We start from the raw sequence: 23,089 nt of genomic DNA on the forward strand, positions 1-23,089 counted from the left end.
GACGATGTGGGGGATGGCGGTCAGTCGGCGAAGGACCCGCGGTAGATGTCCTTGATGTTCCAGTGGCCCGGCGTCGGCACGGGTTCGTTGACCATCGGTACGTCGATGACGGCGGGCCTGCGCCGGGCGACCGCGTCGGCGAGGGCCTTGGAGAGGTCGGCGGGGGCGGTGACGGTGTGTCCGTCGGCGCCGCAGGACCGGCCGAAGGCCGCGAAGTCCGGGCTGTAGGGCCGGCCCTCGGCATCGGTGAACTCGCAGCCGTAGGACCGGCCGAAGGACGAGGCCTGGAGGTCGGCGATGGTGCCGTGGGCCCGGTTGTTCATCACCACGAAGACGACGGGCAGGCCCTGTTCGACGGCCATCGGCACCGCGGGCAGCTGCGCGCTCATCCCGCCGTCGCCGATGAGCGCGACCACCACGCGGTCCGGCTGTGCCAGTTGCACGCCGACCGCCGCGGCGGGGCCGAAGCCCATGGTCGAGGCTCCGCCGGGGGTGATGAAGCGCCCGCCGTCGGGGAGTTCGTAGCACTGGGCGACGCCGTTCTTGTTCCAGCCGACGTCGGTGACGAGCACCGCGTCGTCGGGCAGCGCGTCGCGCAGGTCGGCGAGGATGCGCTGGGGCCGCAGGGGGAAAGTGTCGCTGCGGCCGTCCTCGCGGGCGGTGTCGAAGACGGCCCGGCGGGCGGCGGCGACGGTCTCGCGCAGCCCTTCCCTCACGAAGGGCTCGGGGCGGGCGGATCTCACCGCGGCTCCGATGGCTCGTACCGCGTCGCCGACATCCGCCACTGCGCCGATCTCGACGGGGTAGTTGCGGCCGATCTCGGCGGGGTCGATGTCGATCTGGATGAGCCTGCTGGGCGGGCCGTGCCGGTCACCGGGCGGATTGTGCCGGTCACCGGGCGGGTTGTGGCTGTCGCCGGTCGAGCCGTGCTTCTCGCCGAAGGTCCAGGTGTACGCCGGGTCCCACGAGCTGGCGTCGGTCTCCGCGAACCGGGTGGCCAGCGCGAGGACCACATCGGCGCCCCTGGTGTACGCGTGGGTGGTCTCCAGGCCCCAGAAGCCGGGCATGCCGAGCAGCAGGGGGTGGCTGTCGGACAGGACGCCCTTGCCCATCAGGGAGTGGGCGAGGGGGATGTCGAGGTGCTCGGCGAGGGCGGAAAGGGCCTGGCGCGCTGCCGGTTTGCGCAGCCCGCCCCCGAAGTAGATCAGCGGGCGTTCGGCGGCCAGCAGGGTCTGGGCGATCCGTTCGGCGGTGTCCCGGTCCAGAGCGGGCAGCGCGGCGCCCTTGGGCAGCGGGTGGTCGTCGGCGTACTCCTCGACCTGTCGGCTGAGCAGGTCCATCGGGATGTTCACCAGCACGGCCCCGGGCCGTCCGGACGTCGCGGTCCAGAAGGCGCGCTCGGTCGTACGGGCCAGATCCTGGACGCGGCGTACGTGCCAGGCGCGTTTGGTGAGGGGCCGGTAGATGGCGGTCTGGTCGGCGTCCGCGTGGAGGTTGACCTCCTGGTGCGGGTGGCGGCCGGAGTAGTAGGAGGGGATGTCGCCGGAGATGACGATCAGCGGGATCGAGTCGAGGGCGGCGGTGGCCACCCCGGTGACGGCGTTCATCATGCCGGGCCCGACGTGGGTGAGCAGGACGCCGGGTTTCCCGGAGGCACGGGCGTAGCCGTCGGCGGCGTGTGCGGCGGCCTGTTCGTGCCGGGCGATCACGAAGTGGATCGGGCTCGGGCCGAGCGCGTCCAGCAGCGCGATGTTGGTGTGGCCGCAGGTGCCGAAGACGTACTCGACTCCGTACGACTCCAGTTGGGCGACCAGGGCTTCGGCGGCGGTCACGGTCATGCGGTGCTCTCCCCGTCGATGGACGTCGTGTCGCCCCAGACGGACAGGCCGCGGAGCATGAGTGTTTTGACGACCGTGTAGTCGTCGATCATCGAGCGGGGTGTCTCCCGGCCGAAGCCGGAGTCCTTGACCCCGCCGAAGGGAATGTGGTCGAGGCGGTGGTTCGAGGTGCCGCCGACGATCAGCGCGCCGGTCTCCAGTTCCCGCCAGGCGGTGATCACACGGCCCAGGTCACGCGTGAACAGCCCCGCCTGCAAGCCGTAGCGGCTGGCGTTGCAGAGGTCGATGACCGCACTGAAGTCGTCGTAGGGGAGCACCGCGACCAGTGCCCCGAAGACCTCGTGGACCACGGCCGAGGAGTCCGGTGCGGGGTCCGCCACGACGGTGGGCGCCGCGGTGGCGCCGTCGCGGGTGCCGCCGCGCAGCACGCGGGCGCCGGAGGCGGCGGCCTCCGCGGACCAGCGCACCACACGTTCGGCGGCCTCCTCGTCGACCATCGACCCCACGTCGGTGGCCGGGTCGAGCGGGTCGCCGACCTTGAGGGTGTCGACGGCGGCCGTGAACGCGTCGAGGAAGGTGGCGTAGCGGGAGCGGTGGACGTAGACGCGCTGGACGGAGATGCAGCTCTGGCCGGAGTTGCTGTATCCGGTGCGGGCGCACTCCTTCGCGGCCTGCCCTATGTCGGCGTCCTCGCAGACGATCGTGGCGGCGTTCCCGCCGAGTTCGAGGACCAGTCGTTTGGCCCCGGCCGCGCGGGCGACGGCACGGCCGGTCTCCGCGCTGCCGGTGAAGCTGATGACGGCCACCTCGTCTGCCGCGCACAGCATCGCGCCCACCTCGGCGCCGCCGTGCAGCAACTGCACGCCCTCCGGGGGCATACCGGATTCCAGGAGGAGGGCCACGATCGCGGCGGTGGAGGCCGGGGCCTGGGGCGGGGCCTTGACGAGGGTGGTGTTGCCCGCGGCGAAGGACGCGCCGAGTTTGTGCGCGAGGAGGTTCGCGGGAGCGTTGAAGGGGGTGATGGCGAGGGCGACCCCGGCCGGGGCGCGGTAGGTGAAGGCTGTGTTGCCGACGCCGCGTGCCCAGCCCGCGACGGGCAGGGTCTCGCCGCCGATGTGCCGTGCCTCCGCGGCGCACACGGCGAAGGTGTCGGCGACCCGGTCGATCTCGCCGAGCCCGTCCCTGACCGGCTTGCCCAGTTCCAGGGCGAGGAGGCGGGCCAGGCCCTCGCGGTGGGCGGACGCGGCGCGGGATGCTCGTTCCAGGACGTCGGCGCGCAGTGCGGGCGCGAGCTCGGCCACCGTCCGGGCCGAGGTACGGGCCCGGGCGAGGGCGCGGGAGATCTCGTCCCCGGTCGCCGTCGAGGTCCGGCTCACCACGCGGCGCAGGTAAGGGCCTGTTCGGGTCGACGCGGGTCCGCTGCCACCCCATCGGCCGGCGACGTAGGGAGGCGCTTCGGCCACCGCCGCGTCCCTGCCGGCTTTGAGAAGGGAATCGAGCATGAGATCTCCCAGGAAACCGCTCAGTGGTACTGGTGGACTGCTCTGTGGGTCGGCGTGTAACGTACGGGCGCCAACTCGCGGTGACAAGAGGGCCGTTCGAGGAAGTTTCGAAGCAGAGGGGGAAGGCGCGTGAGCGGGACCGACCATGAGGGGGCGGCGGCCGAGGCGACCGGGGTGCGCAGTGTGCGCAGGGCTCTGGACATCCTGGGACTGCTGACGGAGGATCAGCCGACGGTCACGCTGCGCGAGATCGTCGACGCGACCGGGCTGGCCAAGACCACGGTGGTCCGCATGGTGCAGACCCTTGAGCAGTGCGGTCTGCTCTGGGACACCCCGGCCGGCTACACGGCGGGGCCGGGCCTGTGGCGCTGGGCCCACCTCGCGCACACCAGCTGGGAACTGCCGCGCGAGACACGCAAGTTGATGCGCGAACTGGCCGAGGAACAGCAGGAGACGGTCAATCTCTTCATGCTGCGCGGCCTGTCCCGTGTCTGCGTGGCCCAGCAGGAGAGCCCGCAGCCGCTGCGTCATGTCGTACGGGTCGGCGACGAACTCCCGCTGTGGGCGGGTGCCTCGTCGAAGATCCTGCTGCGTACGGCACCCGATGCCCTGCTGCGCCGGATCGCCGCGGGCTCGCCGCACGGTGAGGGACATGCCAGGCAGTTGCGGGTGTGGGCGGACCTGGCGGCGGAGCGGGGCTTCGCGGTCAGCCGGGGCGAGCGCGACGAGGGGCTGACGGCCGTCGCCGTACCCGTCGTGGGGCGCGGCGGGGCCGTGGTCGCCTCGCTCTCGCTCAGCGGTCCGAGCCACCGCTTCCCCGAGTCCGTCGTCGAGCGGTTCGCCACCGCGCTCGCCGAGGTCGCCCGGCGGATGTCGGAGCAGGGCTTCGACCATCCGCTCAGCCCCGCGAAGTGAACCGACGACTCTCAGAACACGCTTGACCCGCTCGAACCGCTGGACCTACCTGACCTACCTGACCCGCCTGACCCGCTGGACCTGCCTGACCCGCTCGAACCGCTGTGACCGCAGAAGGAGCCGGTGCATGCCCGAACGACCGCTCTCAGGAATCCGCGTACTCGATCTCACCAATGTGCTCGCAGGGCCGTACTGCAGTTACCACCTCATGCTCCTCGGCGCCGAGGTCGTCAAGGTCGAACAGCCGGGCAGGGGCGACCTCGCACGGAGTCTCGGCCCGGATCCGGAGCTGAACCGGTCCGGTATCGGCGCGTCCTTCCTCGCCCAGAACGCGGGCAAACAATCCCTCGTACTCGACCTCAAGGACCCCGGCGACCGGGCCGACTTCGAGGAACTGCTGTGCGGCGCGGACGTCCTCCTGGAGAACTTCCGGGCCGGCGTGCTGGCCCGGATGGGGTACGGGGCCGACCGGCTGCGGGAGCTGAATCCGCGGCTGGTCAGCTGTGCGATCACCGGCTTCGGCCAGTCGGGGCCGATGAGTGCCGCGCCCGCCTACGACCAGATCATCCAGGGGCTCTCGGGGATGATGAGCATCACCGGTACCACCGACACCGCCCCGCTCAGGGTGGGTTTCCCGGTGTGCGACTCGCTCGGCGGTCTCGGCGCGGCCCTCGCGATCAGCGCGGCCCTGGTCGGACGGGAGCGGACCGGGCAAGGGGCCCGGCTGGACGTGTCCATGCTGGAGGTCTCCCTCTCCGCGATGGGCTGGGCGGTCTCCAACTACCTGGTCAGCGGGGTGGATCCGGAGCCGATGGGCGACCAGAACGCCACCGCGGCGCCGTCCGGGACCTTCGAGACCGCCGACGGAGGGCTGAACATCGCCGCCAACCGGCAGGAGCAGTTCGTCACGCTCTGCCGTCTCGCCGGGCTGCCCCGGTTGATCGACGACCCGAGGTTCGCCGAGCGTGAGGCGCGGAAGCTGCACCGCGCGGAACTCAACTCCGAACTCAACGCGGCCCTGCGCAGGAAGACCGCCCTGGAGTGGGAGGCCATGCTGTCCGCGGCCGGGGTCCCGGCGGCCCGCGTCCTGACCGTCCCCGAGGCCGTCGAGCTGGAACAGCTGGCGCATCGCGGCTTCTTCACGGACCTGCCCTATCCGGACGGCTCCGGCCGCACGCTGAGAGTCAGCGGCAACGGCGTACTGGTGGACGGCGAGGCGCTGTCACCGGACACCCCGCCCCCGCTGCTCGACGAGCACGGCGAGGAGCGGGAGCGGCTGATCGCCCGCTGGCGTGCGCACCGCCACGCCGCCGAGGCCCGGGCGTCATGACGGCGACCGGGCCGCAGGACGGTCTGGTCGCGCAGTGGTGGGCCACCGCCGTCAGCCGGGTCGAGCCCGGCATCGTCGAACTGCGCGAGCACCCGGTCCAGGACCTGATCGGCCACGCGACCTTCGTCGAGACGATCTGGCTGCTGCTCCGCGGTGAACTCCCCCGCGCAGAGCAGGCCGGACTGCTGGAGGCGGCGCTGGTGGCCGGCGTCGACCACGGCCCGCAGGCACCCTCGATCGCCGCCGCCCGGATGGCCGCCACCTGCGGGGTGGGGCTCAACAGCGCGGTGGCCACCGGCGTGAACATGCTCGGCGATGTGCACGGCGGGGCCGGTCAGCAGTGTGTGGAGTTACTGGGCGAGATCGTCGAACGGCAGAGCGGGAGTACGGCGCGGCCCGACGGAGAGGCCGGGCAGCCCGTCCGAGAGACCGAACAGCGCGCCCGGGACGCGGAGTTCGAGCTCGCCGTCGCGGAGGTCGTCGGCGAGTGGCGGGCCCGCTCGCGCTATCTGCCCGGCTTCGGACACCGTTTCCACCCGCGTGATCCGCGCCGCGACCCGCTGCTCGCGCTGGTGGACCGGGCCGTGGCGGACGGCCTGGTCGAGGGCGCCCATCTGCGGGCGGCCCGCGCGGTGGAGGAGTTGCTCAACCGCGGACGCGCCGGCAAGAAGCCGGTGCCCATGAACATCGACGGCGCCACGGCCGTCATCTACGCCGAACTGGGCTTCGCCGCGCCGCTGGCCCGCGGCCTGTTCGTACTCAGCCGCAGTGTCGGCATCCTGGCGCACGCGTGGGAGGAGACGGGGCAGGGGCGACGCAACAAGAGCCCCATGCCGCCTTCCATGGTGCCTGTCCACCTGGTGGCACCAACAGCGCGTCCGTAGCGGCTCGTTGACCCTCGCATCGACGCGTGCGACGCGAAAATCCCCTGTCACGTGTCTTGTCATGGACGCACAGCCGTCCCTAACGTGACCTCCCATCACGCGAACCCATGGTGCGGCTCGCATGAACCATCTAGCGGACCTTGATCGAATCGAGGGAACTCGGCGATGGAAAGACGGACCTTCCTCCTGACGGCCGCGGCGGGCAGTGCGGTCGGCGCCTCCACCGCGGCATCCACCGCGAGCGCGGCCCCGGGCCTCGCGCTCCCGGTCCCCCGGCAGTCCGCCGCGCTCGGCACCACCGGCGCCGACTGGCCCAAGGTGGGCGGCGACTACGGCAACCAGAACCACTCCACGCTCCAGGACATCACCCCGAAGAACGTCGAACGGCTCGGCGGGGCCTGGCACATCAACCTGGAGGGCGGCTCCACCAGCGCGTACCAGCAGTGCACGATCGTCGTGCGGGACGGTGTGCTGTACGTCGAGACCACCCAGCAGAACGTCTTCGCGATCGACGGCAGGACCGGCGAGGTGATCTGGAGTGCCGGCCTCGGCACCGAGACCACCAACATGCGTGGCGTCGCCGTCGCCGAGGGCAAGGTCTTCACCATCTCCGGCGCCAACATCGTGTACGCCCTCGACCGGCGGACCGGCGCGATCGTCTGGCAGAAGCCGCTGATCGTCGACGACAACGGCGGTGACGACGGCTGCGACAACGACAGCGGCCAGTGCGGCGGCAACAGCGGCGGCCTCGCGGGCGCTGTCGTGCACTGGGACGGCCTGGTCTACATCGGCACCGAGGGCTCGACCGCCGGCGCCCGCGGACGCGGGTACGCGCTGGACGCCCGGACCGGCGCCGTCGTGTGGACCTTCTGGGGTCCGCCGGGACCCGGCGAGTACGGGCACGACACCTGGGAGGGCGACTCCTGGAAGACCGGCGGCGCGGTCCCCTGGATCCACCCGGCCGTCGACCCCGAACTCGGCCTCGTCTACTGGACGTTCGGCAACCCCTATCCCCGTACGGACGGGTCCTCGCGCGGGGGCGACAACCTCTTCGCCAACTCGATCGTCGCCATCGACGCCAAGTCCGGCAAGCGGCGCTGGCACTTCCAGTCGGTCCACCACGACATCTGGGACGCCGACAACGTCATGGCACCGGTCCTCGCCGACCTGCTCGTCGACGGCAGGAAGCGCAAGGTCGTCGTCTACGGCTCGAAGACCTGCTGGTACTACGTCCTCGACCGCCGAACCGGTGAGGCCGTGCACGGCATGGAGGAGCGGCCGGTCCCCCAGCACACCCTCCAGAAGACGTCCCCCACCCAGCCCTTCCCCGGCGGCGAACCGTTCGTGTCCCCGTACCCGGAGCTGGACAAGACGACCCGGCCCGTCCCCTTCTATCCGACGGGCGGCCTGTACGAGGTCTTCTGGGACCGGGCCACCATCATCTTCCCGGGAGCGGGCGGCGGCGCCGACTGGGGCTTCCCCTCCTTCAGCCCGCGGACCGGATACGTCTACGTCGGCTACGGGCTCGTCAACTCGTCCTACTCCAACACCCGTGGCGGCCGGGTCAACACGGCCCGGCCCCTCGGCGAGCTGTTCGGCGGCGGTCTGGTCGCGATGGACCCGCGCACCAACACGGTCGCCTGGCGCAAGGAGGGCCCGTGGTCGCTGGCGCACGGCAACGGCGTCCTCACCACCGCCGGCCGTCTCCTCTTCCAGGGCCGCCCGGACGGCGTCCTCGAAGCGATGGACGACACCGACGGCAGGACCCTGTGGACCTGGCAGTGCGGCGCCGGGGTCAACACCGTTCCCGTGAGCTACGAGATCGACGGCGAGCAGTACATCGCCGTGCTGGCCGGAGGCAACGGCCTCCCCTTCCCCGACATCCCGCGGGGCGACCACCTCTGGGCGTTCAAACTCGGCGGCACGGTGGGCCAGGCTCCCGCGCCCACTCCCCCGTCCCGCCGCAACCAGATCCGTACCGCCGCGGTGACCGGGGCGGCGGCACACGACACCGTCACGCTCGGCCGCGTCTGGAACACCTCCACGGGCGCGCCCGGAACCACCGAGAACACGGTCGCCCAGAACGCCATGGCACCCCAGCACCTGACGGTCCCGGCCGGTACCACCGTCACCTTCACCAACCCCGCCGACAACGCGCAGGCCCATGGCGCGGTCGCGTTCTTCGACGCGGAGTTCGACACGGGGCTGCTGATGCCGGGCCAGTCGTACACGTACACCTTCGGCAGGGCCGGCGAGTACTTCTACAACGACCCGGTCTTCCCCCAGTCCACCGGCAAGATCGTCGTCCGGTGAATCGCCGTCCAGGGAGAGGGTCGGTCACCATGACATCAAGAGCACGTGCGGCGCGTACGGCCGTGTCCGTGGTCGCCGCCGTCGGTGCCACGCTCCTCATCGCGCTGGCCGCCTTCTTCGGTCTTCAGCAGGAGGGGGACGTGCGGGGCGAAGGGACATCGGGGAGCGCGCAACACACGTCGGCCGCATCGGAGTTGGGCAGTCCGGACTACGGCGTCTGCCGTGGCGTGAGTGCCAAGTGCTACCACGACTGGGGGAACTTCTCCCCGGGCACGGACGGCTACCGGGTGCTCCTCTACACGCGGACCGCCGGGCCCCGGCACGCCAACCTCGGCCCCGCGCTCGGCACCGGACTCAACCCGCCGCTCGCCGACACCAACGTCGTCCAGAACGCCCTGGTCGAACTGGGCAGGGAGCACGGCTTCACCGTCGACTGGACCGAGGACGTCACCCAACTCGCCACACCGGCGCGGCTCTTCCGGTACAACGCCGTCGTCTTCTACTCCACCAGCCGCGACGCCCTCGACGACGCCGCGCAGACCTCCCTGCGCCAGTACATCCGCGGCGGCGGCGGTTTCGCCGGCATCCACAACGCCTTCGGCACGGAGTACAACTGGCCCTGGTACGAGGGTCTGCTGGGCGGCGCCAACTTCTACGACCACGGACCCGAGCAACCGGGCGAGGTCGTCGTACAGAACCGGCGCGACTCCTCCACCGCCGGGCTGCCGGCCCGCTGGGGCTTCTCCGACGAGTGGTACAACCTCGTCCCGGCCCCTTCGGAGGTCCGGGTCCTGGCCACCGTCGACGAGTCCACGCTGACCGAGGGCGTCACGGGGAACCAGGGACACCCCGGCCATGGCAGGAACCACCCGGTCGCCTGGTGCCAGTACTACGACGGCGGACGGGCCTGGCTCACCACGCTCGGCCATGACGCCGCGGCCTTCTCGACGGACGGTTCGTTCCCCGGCGCCGAACAGTTCCGCAAGCTGATCCTCGGCGGCATCGAGTCCGCCATGGGCAGGGAGCCGTTCTGCCGGGCGGGCTGACTCGTTCCGCCGGGCGGGGCGACTCACTCCTGCGCGGGACCGGTTGATCCATTTCGCCGAATTCCCGTGCATCCTGCAAGGAAAGCGTGGAAGAAGGCGAAGATGAGATCTTCCATGGATGACGGGATCGCCGCCGACTTCTACGACTTCGAGTCCGCGCTGTCGGACGAGGAACGCAAGATCCTGCTGAAGACACGCGCGTTCATGCACGACGAGGTCAAGCCCCTGGTGAACGAGAACTGGGCCGCGGGCACCTTTCCCGAGGAACTGATCACCAAGTTCCGCGAGAGCGGCCTGGTGGGGCTGTCGTACGAGGGCTACGGCGAGCACCGTCCCGCGGTGAGCCATCTGCTGACCGGGATGATGGCGCTGGAGATGAGCCGGGTGGACGCGTCCGTCGCCACGTTCTTCGGCGTGCACACCGGCCTGGCCATGTACTCCGTCCACGCCGGAGGCAGCCAGGAGCAGCGGGACCGCTGGCTGCCCGGCATGGCCGCCATGGACACCATCGGGGCGTTCGCCCTGACGGAACCGCTCGACGGATCCGACGTGGCGGCCGGTATGGGCACCACGGCCGAGCGGCAGGGCGACACCTGGGTCCTCAACGGCGCCAAGCGCTGGATCGGCAATGCCACCTTCGCCGACCATGTCGTGGTCTGGGCGAGGGACCTCGCGGACGAGCAGGTCAAGGGGTTCGTCGTCGGCAAGGGCACGCCGGGCTTCGTCACGGAGAAGATCGCGAACAAGATCTCCCTGCGGATCGTCGAGAACGCCGACATCACCCTGACCGACGTCAGGGTGCCGGAGGCCGACCGGCTCCAGAACGTCGAGTCCTTCCGCGACGTCGCGGAGGTGCTGCGCGCCACCCGCAGCGGGGTCGCCTGGCAGGCGCTGGGGGTGATGATCGGCGCGTACGAGCTGGCGCTCGCCTATGCCACCGAGCGCGAGCAGTTCGGGCGGCCGCTCGCCGGTTTCCAGCTCGTACAGGATCTGCTGGTCAAGAGCCTCGGCAACATCACCGCCTGCTGGGGCATGCTGCTGCAGCTCGCCCGGCTGCAGGACTCGGGCGTGTTCAAGGACCAGCACTCCTCGCTGGCCAAGGCCCATGTCACGGCGCGTATGCGCGAGGTCGTCGGCTGGGCCCGGGAGATCTTCGGCGGCAACGGGATCGTGCTGGACTACGACGTGGCCCGCTTCTTCTCGGACGCGGAGGCCATCTACTCCTTCGAGGGGACCCGGGAGATGAACACGCTCATCGTCGGGAAGGCGGTCACCGGCGAGAGCGCGTTCGTCTGAGGCGTGCCGTTCGGGGGCCAGGCGTACTGGGGCCTGGTGTGCTGGGGCCAGGCGTACTGGGACCTGGTGTGCTGGGACCTGGTGTCCGGACGGCGATCTCCTGCCTGTAATACTCGCCTGATGAACCGGAGCGTTACAGGCAGGGGTGGCTCGATCTCGGTACGCCGGGCCACCGCGCGGGACGCCAAACGGCTCACGCGGCTCGTGCGCGGTTCACGCGCCTACGAGGGCCAGTACGCGGCCATGGTGGCGGGCTACCGGGTCGGTCCCGACTACATCGAGACCCACCGCGTGTTCGTGGCCGTCACCACCGCGGAGGGACACGAGGGCCAGGTGCTCGGGTTCTACTCACTCGTCCTCGCCCCGCCGGAACTGGACCTGATGTTCGTCGCCGATCAGGCACAGGGACGCGGGGTGGGACGGCTGCTCGTGGCGCACATGACGGCCGAGGCCCGGGCGGCCGGGCTCGACCGGGTCCGTGTGGTGTCGCATCCCCCCGCCGAGGGTTTCTACCGCAGTGTGGGCGCGGTGCACGTCGGGACCGCGTCGGCGACACCGCCCGCGGTGGTGTGGGACCGGCCCGAGCTGGAGTTCCACATTCCTACTTACGAGTAGACTCCCGGGTAACTTCTGCGCCCACGGAGAGAGTGCCCATGCCCCGCACGTTCACCGTCACTCGCGACATCCTGGTCGAGGCATCACCCTCGACGGTCTACGACCAGGTCAGCCGACTCTCGCAGATGGGCCGCTGGAGCCCCGAGAACCTGGGCGCGACCGTCCCGGGCGGGGACGCGCCGGCCCAGGCCGGGATGGTCTTCGAGGGGCACAACAAACGTCGGGGCTTCCGCTGGACGACCCGCTGCACGGTCACCGCGGCGGATCCCGGCAGCCGCCTCGCCTTCCGCGTCCACGCGATCGGAATCCGGCGTCCGCGCCTCAAGGCACCCATCGCCACCTGGGAGTACCGGTTCGAGGCGGAGGACGGCGGCACCCGGGTGACGGAGACCTGGACCGACGACCGTCGCTCCTGGCCCACGTTCGTCGCCAACGCCTTCGACCGCGTGGCCACCGGCGGCAAGACCTTCGCCGTCTTCCAGGTCGGCAACATCGACAGAACCCTGCGCAACCTCAAGCGGGAGCTGGAGGCACCGGCCCGCCCCTGAGCAGCCTCAGGCGTTCTCGGCGCGTGCGACGCGCCGGCCGGTGTCAGGCGCTGTACTGGTGTGCCGGATAGGTCAGGTATCCGGCGTCGCCGCCCTGGTAGTAGGTCGCCTCGTCGACGGGGGCGATGGGCACGCCCGTGCGCAGGCGTTCCACCAGGTCGGGGTTGGCGATGAAGGCGCGGCCGAAGCTGATGAGGTCGGCTCCGAGGCCGAGCCAGTGGTCGGCGTCCGACCGGCCGGTCTGCTTGGGTCCCATGGGGAGGACCGGGTTCATGACGAGCGTGCCGGGCCAGGCGCGGCGCAGCGCCACCAGGACCTCTTCCTCCGCGGTCGCCTCGATGTGCACGTACGCCAGGTCCAGGCGTGCCAACTCGGCGAGCAGAGCGGTGTAGAGGTCGACGACCTCCGTCTCCTCCACTCCCCAGAAGGTCCCGCCCGGCGAGAGCCGGATGCCGGTGCGTGCCGCGCCGACGGCCTCGACGGTCGCGGACACCGCCTCGACGGCGAACCTGATGCGGTGGGCCACGGAGCCGCCGTAGCCGTCCGTGCGCAGGTTGGCGTTGGAGGAGAGGAACTGCGAGATCAGGTATCCGTTGGCGCCGTGCAGTTCCACGCCGTCGAATCCCGCGTCCACGGCGCGGCGGGCCGCGTCGCCGTAGGAGCGGGCGTGCTCCGGCACCTCCGAGGTCTCCAGTGCGCGGGGCACGGGCGCGGACTGGGGTCCGGTCGGCGTGAACACCTCGCCGACCGCGGCCACGGCCGACGGTCCGACCGGCTGCGTACCCGTGGTGTCGGGGTGCGAGACGCGCCCGCCGTGCATGAGCTGGGCGAAGATCCGTCCGCCGTTGGCGTGCACGGCATCCGTCACCGGCCGCCACGACGCCTCCTGCTCATCGGTGTGCAGGCCCGGCGTACCCGGGTTGGACTGCCCGATCGAACTGGGCTGGACGCCCTCGGTCACGATCAGCCCGGCGCTCGCCCGCTGAGCGTAGTAGGTGGCCATCGACGGCGTGGCCAGACCACCGGCGGCGGCCCTCACCCGGGTCATCGGGGCCATCACCACTCGGTTGGGCAGCGTCAGGGCACCGAGGTCGTAACGCTGGAACAGGCTCGTCACTTGCGACTCCTTCGCGATCCGTGGCCCGGGTACCGGGCACAGCGGTTACGCTAAAACCTGACATTGACGTCAGGGGCAAGTGTTGTGACCCAGGTAACAGTGGGACGCGAGGAGAGCGGGGAGAAGGTCATGCGTATCGGGGAGCTCGCCGAGCGGGCCGGTGTCAGCGTCCGGTCGTTGCGGTACTACGAGGAACAGAAGCTGCTCACCAGCACCCGCAGCGCGAGCGGACAGCGGCACTACACGGACGACGAGATCGAACGCGTCAGGTTCATCCAGAACCTCTACGCGGCCGGCCTGTCCAGCCGGACCATCGCCGAACTGCTGCCCTGCGTCGACTCACCCAGCGAGGAGAACTCCGACGCCGCCCTCGACCGCATGGGCCAGGAACGCGACCGGCTCACCACGCACATCGTGGAACTCGTCCAGACCCGCGACGCGCTCGACCAGCTGATGACCTCGGCGCGGGCGCACCGCGACCAGCTCCAGGCGGCCTCGGCGGCCGGCGTCTGACGGTCGCACACCCGCCCGCGTCCTGCTCCTGCCCGCGCGTAACGTCACTTGGACTCGATCCGGCCCAATGGGGCGGCATCCTCGGCGAGGGCCTCGCGCACCGCCGTCCAGCTGTCGTCCTCGATGCCGAGCGCATGGCGGAGGTAGGCCCAGGTGACCCGCTGCACCAGGCCGACCCGCTCGGGGTTCTCGTCCGTCGTCTCCTGGACCTCGTAGCCGGCGATCCCGCCGAGCGAGTGTTCCGCCCCGAACAGGGTGAGCAGGCTCTTGTCACCCGGGCTCAGGAAGTACGGGTCGGCGAGCCACTCCGGCCCCCGGACGGACAGCGGGGAGTCGTCCCGGTCCCCGACGACCACGAGGGCCGGCGCGGTCATGTGCGCGAAGTCCGGGTTCATGAACGGGAAGCGCTCGGCCGCGAACGGCGTCAGGTCGGCTCCGCCCTTTCCCGCCGTGGCCAGCAGCACGCCCGCCTTGATCCGCGCGTCGGAGAGGTCCGCTTCCTTCTTGCTCACCGGATCCAGGACCCGCAGACCCAGCAGATTGCCCGCGGTCTGGCCGCCGAAGGAGTGTCCGGCCACGGCGATACGGGACCGGTCGAGACGGCCGCCGAGACCGGGAACGGCCGCCTCCAGCAGATCGAGCCGGTCGAGAACCCGCTTCACGTCCTCGACGCGGTGACGCCAGATCCGCGGCGTACGGGGATCGTCCTGGGCGAGGCCCACGGTGCGGGAGTCGAGGTGGGTGGGCTGGACGACGACGAAGCCGTGAGCGGCCCAGAAGTCGGCCAGGGGGCCGTAGCCGTCGAGCGACGACCCGAAGCCGTGCGAGAGGACGACGATCGGCAGCCCGCTCCCGGTGACCGGCGCGGAGATCCGCACCCGGAGGTCCGCGCCACGGCCGGGCGCGTCCAGCACCAACGGTTTCACCGAGACGACGGGGGTGGGTGCGAGTACGGGTGCGGATGCGGATGCGGATGCAGCCGATGCGCTTGACGGAGTTGACGGAGTTGATGCAGTCACGGGGATTTTCCTCTTCCGACCGTCCGGACGTGCTGACTCTGCGCGATTGGCCACCAGTCCCCCCACCTGCAATGATGGGGAAATGGGACACTGTCCCGCATTGACGTCGAACATACGGGACGTCGTCCCGTTTAGTAAAGTCGGCAGCGAGAGCCGACAGTGGTGCCGACAGCGACAGGGACGGTGTGGTGAGCGGAAGCGATCAGGGTGCGGGACGTACGGCCCGCCCCAAACGTGCGGACGCGCGCCGCAACCAGGAGGCCCTGCTCGACGCGGCGGCCACGGTCTTCGTCGCGTCGGGCGTCGAGGCGCCGATCCGTGACATCGCGGCCGAGGCGGGCGTCGGGACGGCCACGATCTACCGCCACTTCCCGACCCGGGCGGACCTCATCGTCGCCGTCTACCGGCATCAGGTGGAGGCCCTGGCCGAGGCCGGTCCCGCGCTGCTGACGGCCGGCCCGAAGCCGTACGCCGCACTGGCGCGGTGGATCGACCTGTTCGTCGACTTCGTGGTCACCAAACAGGGGCTCGCCTCCGTGCTGCAGTCCGACGACCCCTGCTTCGACCCCCTGCACTCGTACTTCCTTGAGCGCCTCGTACCGGTGTGCGCCGAACTGCTCGACGCCTCGGCCGCGTCGGGGGAGATCGATCCCGGCATGGATCCGTACGCACTCATGCGCGGCGTCGGCGGACTCTGCGCGGGCGCGGGCAACAACCCCCGCTACGACGCACGTCGACTGGTGGAGATCCTCATCGCGGGCCTGCGCCGCCGGCCTTGAGAGGGTGCCGGTCGCCGGTCGGCGGCCGTCGGCCGGCGACTGCCCTTCAGCGGTCGGCGGTTGGCTCGAAAGCGACTGCGGCCGTTGCCCGGTGGCTCCGGAAGGGCGTTGTCAGTGGTCTCACCTAGAGTTCTCCGCACTTGATCAGTGAAGTGCGGGGAGGCACATATGGGGTGGGTCACGGCCGGCGATTACGAGGTCGGCCTCGACGGCGGAAAGGTGGTGTGCCGCAACGCGGCGGGACGGCAGTTGAAGTCAGTACCGCCCAAACTCGCCGAGGATCCCGCGGTCATGGGACTGCGGCAGCTCGCCGAGTGGCTGGAGCGGCACGAGCGCCAGTGCCTCACCGACGTCGAGAACTGGATGGTGCGCTCGCTTCCGGTGCCCTTCGCGGTCATCGCGCGGGTGTGGCCGGATCCCGCCTGGCAGAGCGCGCTCCGCGATCTCGTCGTCACCGGCCCGGACGACGAGGTGGCCGGATTCCTGCGGGACGTCGACCTCGACCGCGGTCTCGGTCTGGTCGACCTCGACGGAGACAGCGTGCGCATCACTCCCGAACTGGTCCGTCTCCCCCATCCCGTCCTTCTGGACGACCTGGAGGAGCTGCGGGAGTTCGCCGTCGAGATCGGTGTGGAACAGCGCGCCCAGCAGCTCTTCCGCGAGGTGTGGCACCGTCCCGCGGCCGTCGACGCCGAAGCCACCACCGTGGAGGAGTACGCGGGCGGCGCGTTCAAGCAACTGCGCTTCCTGCAGGGCCGCACCACCCAGCACGGATACCGCGTGCGCGGCGGCAACGCGGTCTGCTCCGTGCGGGAGGACTCCCGCGCCATCGAGGCCCGCGTCTGGATCGGCGACTACGACACCTACGAGCAGACCGAGACCGGCCCCCTGATGTGGACGGACGGCGCGGGCCGGGTGCTGAAGCTCGGTCAGGTGGGGCCCGTCGCCTGGTCGGAGGGCATGCGCATGGCGGCCACCCTGTTCGCCGGGCGGGACATCGAGGACGAGGAGCAGGCGGCATGACCACGTACGCGCACATCGACACGGCCGCGCTGCTCGAAGCGGGCGCCGTCCTGCCCCCGGGCACCCACACCGGCGACGACGCCGACACCCTCACCGTGCGGACGTACAGCCATCCCGCGCTGGACGGCCGGGTGGCCGTCCGTCTCGTGCCGGGCACTCTCGGCGAGGCCGAGGACCTGGCGCTGGAGTTCCTCGGTCTGGCCCGTGACCCGGAGACGCCCGAGGTCGGCCAGGTCCGCCGCGAGACCCTGGGCTTCCCCGCCTGGGCGCTGGTCAACGACCCTGCCAACGGCCACCACGCACTGGCGCTGGTCAAGGACGTCGAACGGCTCGCGCGCCAGGCCAAGTCCCGCCCCGGCACGGCCAAGGAGGGCTTCGAGGCACTCGGCGAGCGGCTCGGCCGGGCCGTGCCGCACTTCCTGCCGACCTTCTACGAGCAGGCCGCGCGGGTCTTCCTCCAGCACGAGAACACGACGTACGGGGCCACCTTCTTCGGCAAGGCCCGCGAGGCCGAGCGGGTGCACGCGCTCACCGTCGACGAGGAGCGGCAGCGTGCCGTGTTCCTGGAGTTCGCCTTCGCCGGCGCGCTCACGGTCAAGGCGCTCAAGGAGCATGTGAAGGCTCTGGCCCACCGGCTCGACCCTGCCACGGCGTGGGCGCAGTTCCGGCAGCTGTGCGTGGAGCGCTGCGCGGCCGGCATGCCGCCGTACGCGTCTCTGCCGCAGGACGCCCGTGGTCTGATCAAGGCCGCCGGGCTCGACCGGGTCACCGAGGAATGCGCCTTCGTGGCCGACCTGGTCGCCTCGCCCGCCGCGGTGCGGGCGCCCGCCTCCTTCTGGACGGCGTACCGGGCCACCCTCGCCGTCCTCACCGAGCGGCGACCGGCCGTACGGGCCCGGCTGCTGGAGATCATGCCGACCGGCCTGGGACGCGACGTCAAGAACGACGAGTTCTGGCTCACGCTGCTCATGGAGAGCGGCGCCGACCGCCTGCTCACCGGCGAGGACGACGAGAACGGCGTGCGCTCCGCGGGCGCCGAGGCCGACGTGGTCGACGCGGAAGACGCGGAAGACGCGGTCGACGCGACTCGTGGCGGCGGCACGGCGGACGGCATCGACGCGGCGGACTGGCTCAGCCGCTGGGCCGCCCACCGCAAGCACGGCGCCACGGTCAGCGGGCGCTCCCCGCTCACCCTGCGGCTCGTCGAACGGATGGCGCCGCGGCTGCGCGCCGACGGCCGGGCCGTGGACCTCTTCACGGGCCGCTGGTACGCCGGTGCCGACCTCGACCTGCTGGACCTGTGCGTGGCGCAGGGCGTCCCGCTCGCGATGCCCGCCGCGGACAAGGACGTGCATCTGGCCCTCGACCGCTGGCTCCGCGAACAGCAGCCCGACGGACGCGACCTGGTCGCCACCGCCGCGGACGCACGCTGCCGGCCACTGCTGCACCGGGCCATCGGGACGCTCGGCAACGACCGTTCGCTCTCCGCCAAGCTGCTGGAGAGCCTGGCCGACCACCCCGTGCTGAACGACGTGCTGCGCGAATGGCTGGACGACGCGGCCGAGACGTTCGGCGCGTCGACCGGCCTGCCCGGCGCCCGCGCGGCCCTCCAGCACCTGCGCCCCTTCCGTCCGGTCGCCACCCGGGTGAGCCCGGGAGCGGTCGCCCGCGTCGCGGGGCACGAGATCGCGCCGCTGCTCGGCCGCACCCTGCGGGCCGGCATCCCCGACGAGCTGGGCTGGCCCGCCCTCGACGAGGCGCTGCGGCTCATGGACAGTGAGACCGGCCGCCACCAGGACGACCAGCTGCGCCTCACGGAGGCCTGGCCCGCCCTGATCCTCTCCCGCGGCCACAAAGCCGTCGTCGTCGGCCCGGACGGAATACTCCTCGACCACGAGGTGCGGATGCCCGTCGAGCTGGAGCGCTGGACGTATCCGCGGTTCCGCTTCACCGACGGTGAACTGCTCGTGATGTGGCGGCATGACAACAAGCAGTTCGGCTACTGGTCCGCCCGGCCGTCCGAGGTGTTCACCCTCGGCGGCGAACAACTGCCGTACTGGTACGGCAGTGAAACCACCGACCCCTCCATCCCGCTGTCCGGCGGCGGCCGTGCCACCGGCGGACGCACCCTGCACGCCGGAGACACCGTCCTGCCCGCCGACCGGCCCGTCATCGGTGACGGCACGACGTGCTGGCGTCAGGGCAGGCAGGGGCTGCAGCAGGTCTGGCTGGAGTACGACCCGACCACCGGAACGCACGGACGTGCGTCCCTGCCCGCCTTCCTCCGGTCGGGCATCCGTGAGGACACCACGCTCCTGCCGCACCACTGCCAGGTCCTGCCGCTGCAACCCGGCCTCGAACAGAGCCCGTTCGGCACCGACGGCACGGTCCTGGGCCGCTGGGTGCGCTCCGAGGGCACCGGAGCCGAGGCCCGGACGACCACCGGTACGCCGGACGGCCGGACCGTCACCCGGCCGTCGGCCGACAGCCGGTCCGGGGGCCTACCCCTCGGCGCGCTGCGGCTGCCCGGCGGCGCCGAGCCCGTCGCGGCACAGTTCCACCAGCAGGTCGCGCTGTTCGCCGCCGAGGACACCTCCGACTCCGGCGAACTCGGCCGGGTGACACCCGGTCAGCGCGGCGGAGAGTTCGCAGCCGGTACGCGGCTCGTACCGCCGCTCGCCTTCTGGCACGCTCTGCGCCCCCGTGACGAGCAGGCCTCCGCCGTGCTGCGGGCGCTCACCGACAGGACGGCGGCCGAGATCCTGGCCGCCGCGGACCGCGCCCTGGCAGAGCGGCGGGCCCAGCTCCACAAGGCCGGTGACACCCTGCGCGGCACGGGTGACGCGGCCAGGACGACCGCCGACGGCAAGCCCGCCGTCGCGTCCGCGGACACCTTCGTCAGAGGCGTCGTGTCCAAGGCCCTGCCCGGTCTCACCGACGAGCGGCTGCTCACCGGTGTGTCCGCCCTGGTCCAGGCGGCGCTCCGCGTCGTCGGATCGGTCGGCACGTTCGTGGAACCGCCGGTCGAGCGTCCGCAGGCCGACCGCCGGCGGACCGAGGGCATGTTCCCCGACTACAGCCCCGTGCACGGCGACGACCGGTCCGTGCGCACGGCCGTCGACGGCCTCGCCGACATGTGGGGAGGCTGGGGCGGCGAATCCCAGTGGACCGCTCTGCGCCAGATCCGGTCCGTGAACCATGTCCTGTCCGGACGGCCCGCGGAGGGCAAACCGCTGCCCGAACTCGCCCGGACGGGCGCCGTCGGTGACGGATGGCGCAGCGAGGAACACACGATCCCCGGCATGGGCAGCGCGTGGACGTCCCTGCTCGCCGCGCTTCGGCCCTTGGCCTACCGGGCCGCCACGCCCGTGGCGAGCGAGGCCGTGCGGGAAGCACTGCTCCTGCTCTTCGAAGCGATCACCGAAGGGCCGCTCGCCACACCCGGGAGCGGGTTGCGCGAGATCGTACTGAGCGAGCCGCACACCAAGCACCAGCGTGTCGGTCAGGTGCTCCGCAGGAAGGGCCGGACCGTGGTCGTCCTCGGCTGCGAGAACGTCGACAACCAGCACGGCCGCATCAGTTGGCTCGCCCTCGACCACGACCCCTCCGCCGCGTTCGGCGCCGTCGCCCACTTCACCCTGGAGAAGGAGACCCCGGTGGTGTCGGCGTTCCCCGAGAACGGGCTCGCCGCCGTCACCCGGCTGATCCGGGACAAGGGCGCCGCCCCGTGGCTGCCCGAGGCACCCGCCGCGTTCGCCGACGCGACCCGCGGCGGACTGGGCCCCGTCCAGGCCACCGTGCTGCTCGCCGGGCGTCCGCAGGATCCCGGAGCCGACGCCCTCGCGACGATCGGACTCAAGCCCCGGCAGCTGGACCTGGGCAACGGCCGTCTGTCGTCGCTCGGCCGGGAGGACCGGTCCGCGCTGCTGAGCGCCCTGCTGCCCGAGGACCCCGCGGACCTGTGGACCACCGGTCCCGACACCGCGGCCGCGGGCCGGGTGTGGGCCGAGCGGCTCGGTTCCGTCGTCCGGCTGCCCGAGGACCTGGCGGTCGATCTCGCCGGACTGCCCGCCGGTTTCGCCGAGTCCGTGCTCAATCCGGGGCTCACCCCCTGGATGAGCCGGACCACTGTGCAGCGCCCGGACAAGGACGGCGACCTCGTCGCGGCGGACCCCGCCGCGCTGCCCGGGGCGCACGACCTGACCCGCGCGGTGGCGGCACTGGCCTCACTCGCCTACGCCCTGCCGTACGGGCACCCACTGCGCGCCTCCCTGCCCGAGGGCCTCGCCGCCCTGCGGCACCGCCTCACCGACCCCGAGCTGCTCCTCGCACTCGACGTCATGTGGACGGAGAAGGGCGGCTCGACGGCGGTCGAACTGCGCAAGGCGTACGGGCTTCCCGCCACCGGGGGCGCCGACGCGTACGGCCTGACAACCGTCGGGGAGGCCCTCGCGCTCCGGCCCTGGTACGCCGAGCGGGAGACGGTCCTGTTGCGCCCCGCCGCCCTGACCGGTCCGGACGACGCGGTCATCGGGCTCCTCGCGGGCCTGGTGGGTCCGCAGCGCGACGCCGGTGTCCAGTCCCTGCGTGCGATCCTCGACGACGAGCTGGCCCACGCGCTGAGGGCCGGCACGGACCCCGAAGGCCCCGCCGGGTACGCCCAGGACCCGACCGTCTGCGCTCCCGCACTGGTCGCCGAGGTGGCCGCGGCACACGGTCTGGGCGAGGACGCGGCGACGCTCTACCTCCAGCTGCTGGCCCTGCCCGATCCGACGGACCGCAACTGCGCCCGCTGGACCGGCTGGAAGCCCGCCCGGTTGAAGAAGGCCCGCGCCGAACTGGCCGCCACCGACCTGGTGGTCGAGGCGAAGCGACCGCGCGCCGGGCGCACCCTCTTCCTGCCGTGCGGCTGGCTCGACCTCAAGTCCCCCGCCCTGCCGGTGGAGACCTGGAAGGAGAGCCTGTACCCGATACGCGCGAACACGCGTGCCGTGCCGCTCCTGCCGGTGCCCGAGCTGTTCGCCCGCGCCTGGCGACGCGTCCAGGACGGGGACGCGCCCGCCTACGAGCAGCTCACCACCCGCGCCACCCGGAAGGGCCGCCGCCGATGACCGCCCACCAGGTGACGCCCCCTCTCCCGATGATCCCGCTGCCCCACCGACTTGACCGGACGGACCACCGATGACCACCACCCTGGCCCCCTCCCCGGGCCGCCAGATCACCCCGCCCGAGGACCGGCACGCCACCGAGCTGGCCTTCCTGGCCGCGTACGACGACGGGCCCCGTCCGCCGGCGTGGCGGCTCACACCCCGCGCCGTCGTCACGTTCGTCATGGGCAGCGACGGCCGGGCCCTGCAACTTCCCAATGGCTCCCAGGTGCCCGAAGGCGTGCCGCGGCGCCTCGTGGTCGAGGGGAAGTTCGTCGGCGACCGTGCCCTGGTCGAGCGGTGTGTCGTCACCCTCGCCGGTGAGCGCGGGCTGCTGCTCGTCGGCGAGCCCGGCACCGCCAAGTCCATGCTGTCCGAGCTGCTGTCCGCCGCGGTCTGCGGCACCAGCGGCCTGGTCGTCCAGGGCACCGCGGGCACGACGGAGGACCAGCTCAAGTACGGCTGGAATTACGCCCTGTTGCTGGCCCAGGGCCCCAGCCGGCAGGCCCTGGTGCCGTCGCCCGTCCTGACCGCCATGACCAGGGGCGCCGTCGCCCGGGTGGAGGAGGTCACCCGCTGTCTGCCCGAAGTGCAGGACGCGCTGGTGTCGTTGCTGTCCGAGCGGCGCATCGCCGTGCCCGAACTGGCGGGCAGCGAGGACGCCCTGGCCCACGCGGCGCCCGGCTTCACCCTCATCGCGACCGCCAACCTGCGCGACAAGGGCGTCTCCGAGATGTCGGCCGCGCTCAAGCGCCGCTTCAACTTCGAGACCATCGGCCCCATCGCGGACCTCGACGCCGAGACCGCGCTCGTCCGCAGTCAGGCCCGTGCCTCGGTCGAGCGCGCCGGGGCACCCTTCAAGGTCGACGACGCCGTACTGGAAGCCCTCGTCACGGCCTTCCGGGATCTGCGGGAGGGCCGGTCCGCGGAGGGCTGGGAGGTCGAGCGGCCCTCCACGGTGATGAGCACCGCGGAAGCCGTGTCCGTCGCGGGCGCCCTCGGACTCGCCGCCGCCTACTTCCCCGGCGACCGCGACGTCCTCGGCCTGCTGCCGGGCCATCTGCTCGGCGTGGTCCGCAAGGACGACCCCGCCGACGCGGCCCGGCTCCGCGGCTACTGGGACGGCCCCGTCAGGCGCCGCGCCGAGCAGGGCTCCGCCACCTGGCGCACCCTGTGGGACCTGCGCACCGTCCTGGAGGACTGA

The 23,089-nt window shown here is 71.8% G+C and carries 17 protein-coding genes; 13 read left to right on the forward strand and 4 right to left on the reverse strand.

The window, feature by feature from the left end:
* Positions 1–20: 20 nt before the first annotated feature.
* Positions 21–1,838: a thiamine pyrophosphate-binding protein gene (locus tag J8N05_RS43440; protein ID WP_210893109.1), complete on the reverse strand. Its 1,818-nt coding sequence runs from the start codon at positions 1,836–1,838 to the stop codon at positions 21–23.
* On the reverse strand, positions 1,835–3,340 hold the full coding sequence (locus tag J8N05_RS43445; RefSeq protein ID WP_210893110.1) for an aldehyde dehydrogenase family protein: 1,506 nt from the start codon (positions 3,338–3,340) through the stop codon (positions 1,835–1,837). Before J8N05_RS43445 ends, J8N05_RS43440 begins: the two co-directional genes overlap by 4 nt.
* A 129-nt stretch (positions 3,341–3,469) precedes the next feature.
* Here J8N05_RS43445 and J8N05_RS43450 point away from each other — a divergent pair, with 129 nt between their 5' ends.
* The 8 genes from J8N05_RS43450 to J8N05_RS43485 all read left to right on the forward strand — a co-directional run bounded on the left by J8N05_RS43450 (position 3,470) and on the right by J8N05_RS43485 (position 12,287).
* On the forward strand, positions 3,470–4,255 hold the full coding sequence (locus tag J8N05_RS43450; RefSeq protein WP_247706933.1) for an IclR family transcriptional regulator: 786 nt from the start codon (positions 3,470–3,472) through the stop codon (positions 4,253–4,255).
* Positions 4,256–4,382: 127 nt separating this feature from the next.
* Positions 4,383–5,585: a CaiB/BaiF CoA transferase family protein gene (locus J8N05_RS43455; RefSeq protein WP_210893112.1), complete on the forward strand. Its 1,203-nt coding sequence runs from the start codon at positions 4,383–4,385 to the stop codon at positions 5,583–5,585.
* Positions 5,582–6,469 (forward strand): citryl-CoA lyase, encoded by an 888-nt coding sequence (locus tag J8N05_RS43460; protein ID WP_210893114.1) that lies wholly within the window; start codon positions 5,582–5,584, stop codon positions 6,467–6,469. Before J8N05_RS43455 ends, J8N05_RS43460 begins: the two co-directional genes overlap by 4 nt.
* Before the next feature lie 165 nt (positions 6,470–6,634).
* A complete protein-coding gene (locus J8N05_RS43465; protein ID WP_210893116.1) occupies positions 6,635–8,782 on the forward strand; it encodes an outer membrane protein assembly factor BamB family protein in 2,148 nt (715 codons plus the stop codon).
* Positions 8,783–8,811: 29 nt separating this feature from the next.
* A complete protein-coding gene (locus tag J8N05_RS43470; RefSeq protein ID WP_210893118.1) occupies positions 8,812–9,828 on the forward strand; it encodes a ThuA domain-containing protein in 1,017 nt (338 codons plus the stop codon).
* Positions 9,829–9,930: 102 nt separating this feature from the next.
* On the forward strand, positions 9,931–11,124 hold the full coding sequence (locus J8N05_RS43475; protein ID WP_210893120.1) for an acyl-CoA dehydrogenase family protein: 1,194 nt from the start codon (positions 9,931–9,933) through the stop codon (positions 11,122–11,124).
* A gap of 120 nt (positions 11,125–11,244) precedes the next feature.
* Complete coding sequence (locus J8N05_RS43480; protein ID WP_210893122.1) at positions 11,245–11,739, forward strand: GNAT family N-acetyltransferase; 495 nt, start codon at positions 11,245–11,247, stop codon at positions 11,737–11,739.
* Positions 11,740–11,777: 38 nt separating this feature from the next.
* Entirely contained in the window at positions 11,778–12,287 is a 510-nt protein-coding gene (locus tag J8N05_RS43485) for an SRPBCC family protein (RefSeq protein WP_210893124.1), read from the forward strand.
* A 43-nt stretch (positions 12,288–12,330) separates the two neighbouring features.
* On the opposite strand, the gene J8N05_RS43490 is transcribed toward J8N05_RS43485, so the two are convergent.
* On the reverse strand, positions 12,331–13,404 hold the full coding sequence (locus J8N05_RS43490) for an alkene reductase (RefSeq protein WP_210893126.1): 1,074 nt from the start codon (positions 13,402–13,404) through the stop codon (positions 12,331–12,333).
* 129 nt (positions 13,405–13,533) lie between these two features.
* On the opposite strand from J8N05_RS43490, the gene J8N05_RS43495 reads away from it, so the two are divergent.
* Positions 13,534–13,917 carry a MerR family transcriptional regulator gene (locus J8N05_RS43495; RefSeq protein WP_210894297.1) on the forward strand — a complete coding sequence of 128 codons (384 nt, stop codon included), beginning with the start codon at positions 13,534–13,536 and terminating at the stop codon, positions 13,915–13,917.
* A gap of 44 nt (positions 13,918–13,961) precedes the next feature.
* Here the strand turns inward: J8N05_RS43495 and J8N05_RS43500 are convergent, their stop codons facing one another.
* Complete coding sequence (locus tag J8N05_RS43500) at positions 13,962–14,843, reverse strand: alpha/beta hydrolase family protein (protein WP_247706934.1); 882 nt, start codon at positions 14,841–14,843, stop codon at positions 13,962–13,964.
* A 281-nt stretch (positions 14,844–15,124) separates the two neighbouring features.
* On the opposite strand from J8N05_RS43500, the gene J8N05_RS43505 reads away from it, so the two are divergent.
* The 4 genes from J8N05_RS43505 (at position 15,125) to J8N05_RS43520 (ending at position 23,089) form a co-directional block, all read left to right on the forward strand.
* On the forward strand, positions 15,125–15,715 hold the full coding sequence (locus J8N05_RS43505) for a TetR/AcrR family transcriptional regulator (RefSeq protein ID WP_210893131.1): 591 nt from the start codon (positions 15,125–15,127) through the stop codon (positions 15,713–15,715).
* Positions 15,716–15,883: 168 nt separating this feature from the next.
* Positions 15,884–16,738, forward strand: coding sequence for a DUF4132 domain-containing protein (locus J8N05_RS43510; protein WP_210893133.1), 855 nt, complete (start codon positions 15,884–15,886; stop codon positions 16,736–16,738).
* A complete protein-coding gene (locus J8N05_RS43515) occupies positions 16,735–21,849 on the forward strand; it encodes a hypothetical protein (RefSeq protein WP_210893134.1) in 5,115 nt (1,704 codons plus the stop codon). Before J8N05_RS43510 ends, J8N05_RS43515 begins: the two co-directional genes overlap by 4 nt.
* A gap of 70 nt (positions 21,850–21,919) precedes the next feature.
* Complete coding sequence (locus tag J8N05_RS43520; RefSeq protein WP_210893136.1) at positions 21,920–23,089, forward strand: ATP-binding protein; 1,170 nt, start codon at positions 21,920–21,922, stop codon at positions 23,087–23,089.

It is taken from the genome of Streptomyces liliiviolaceus (assembly GCF_018070025.1).
GTDB lineage: Bacteria > Actinomycetota > Actinomycetes > Streptomycetales > Streptomycetaceae > Streptomyces > Streptomyces liliiviolaceus.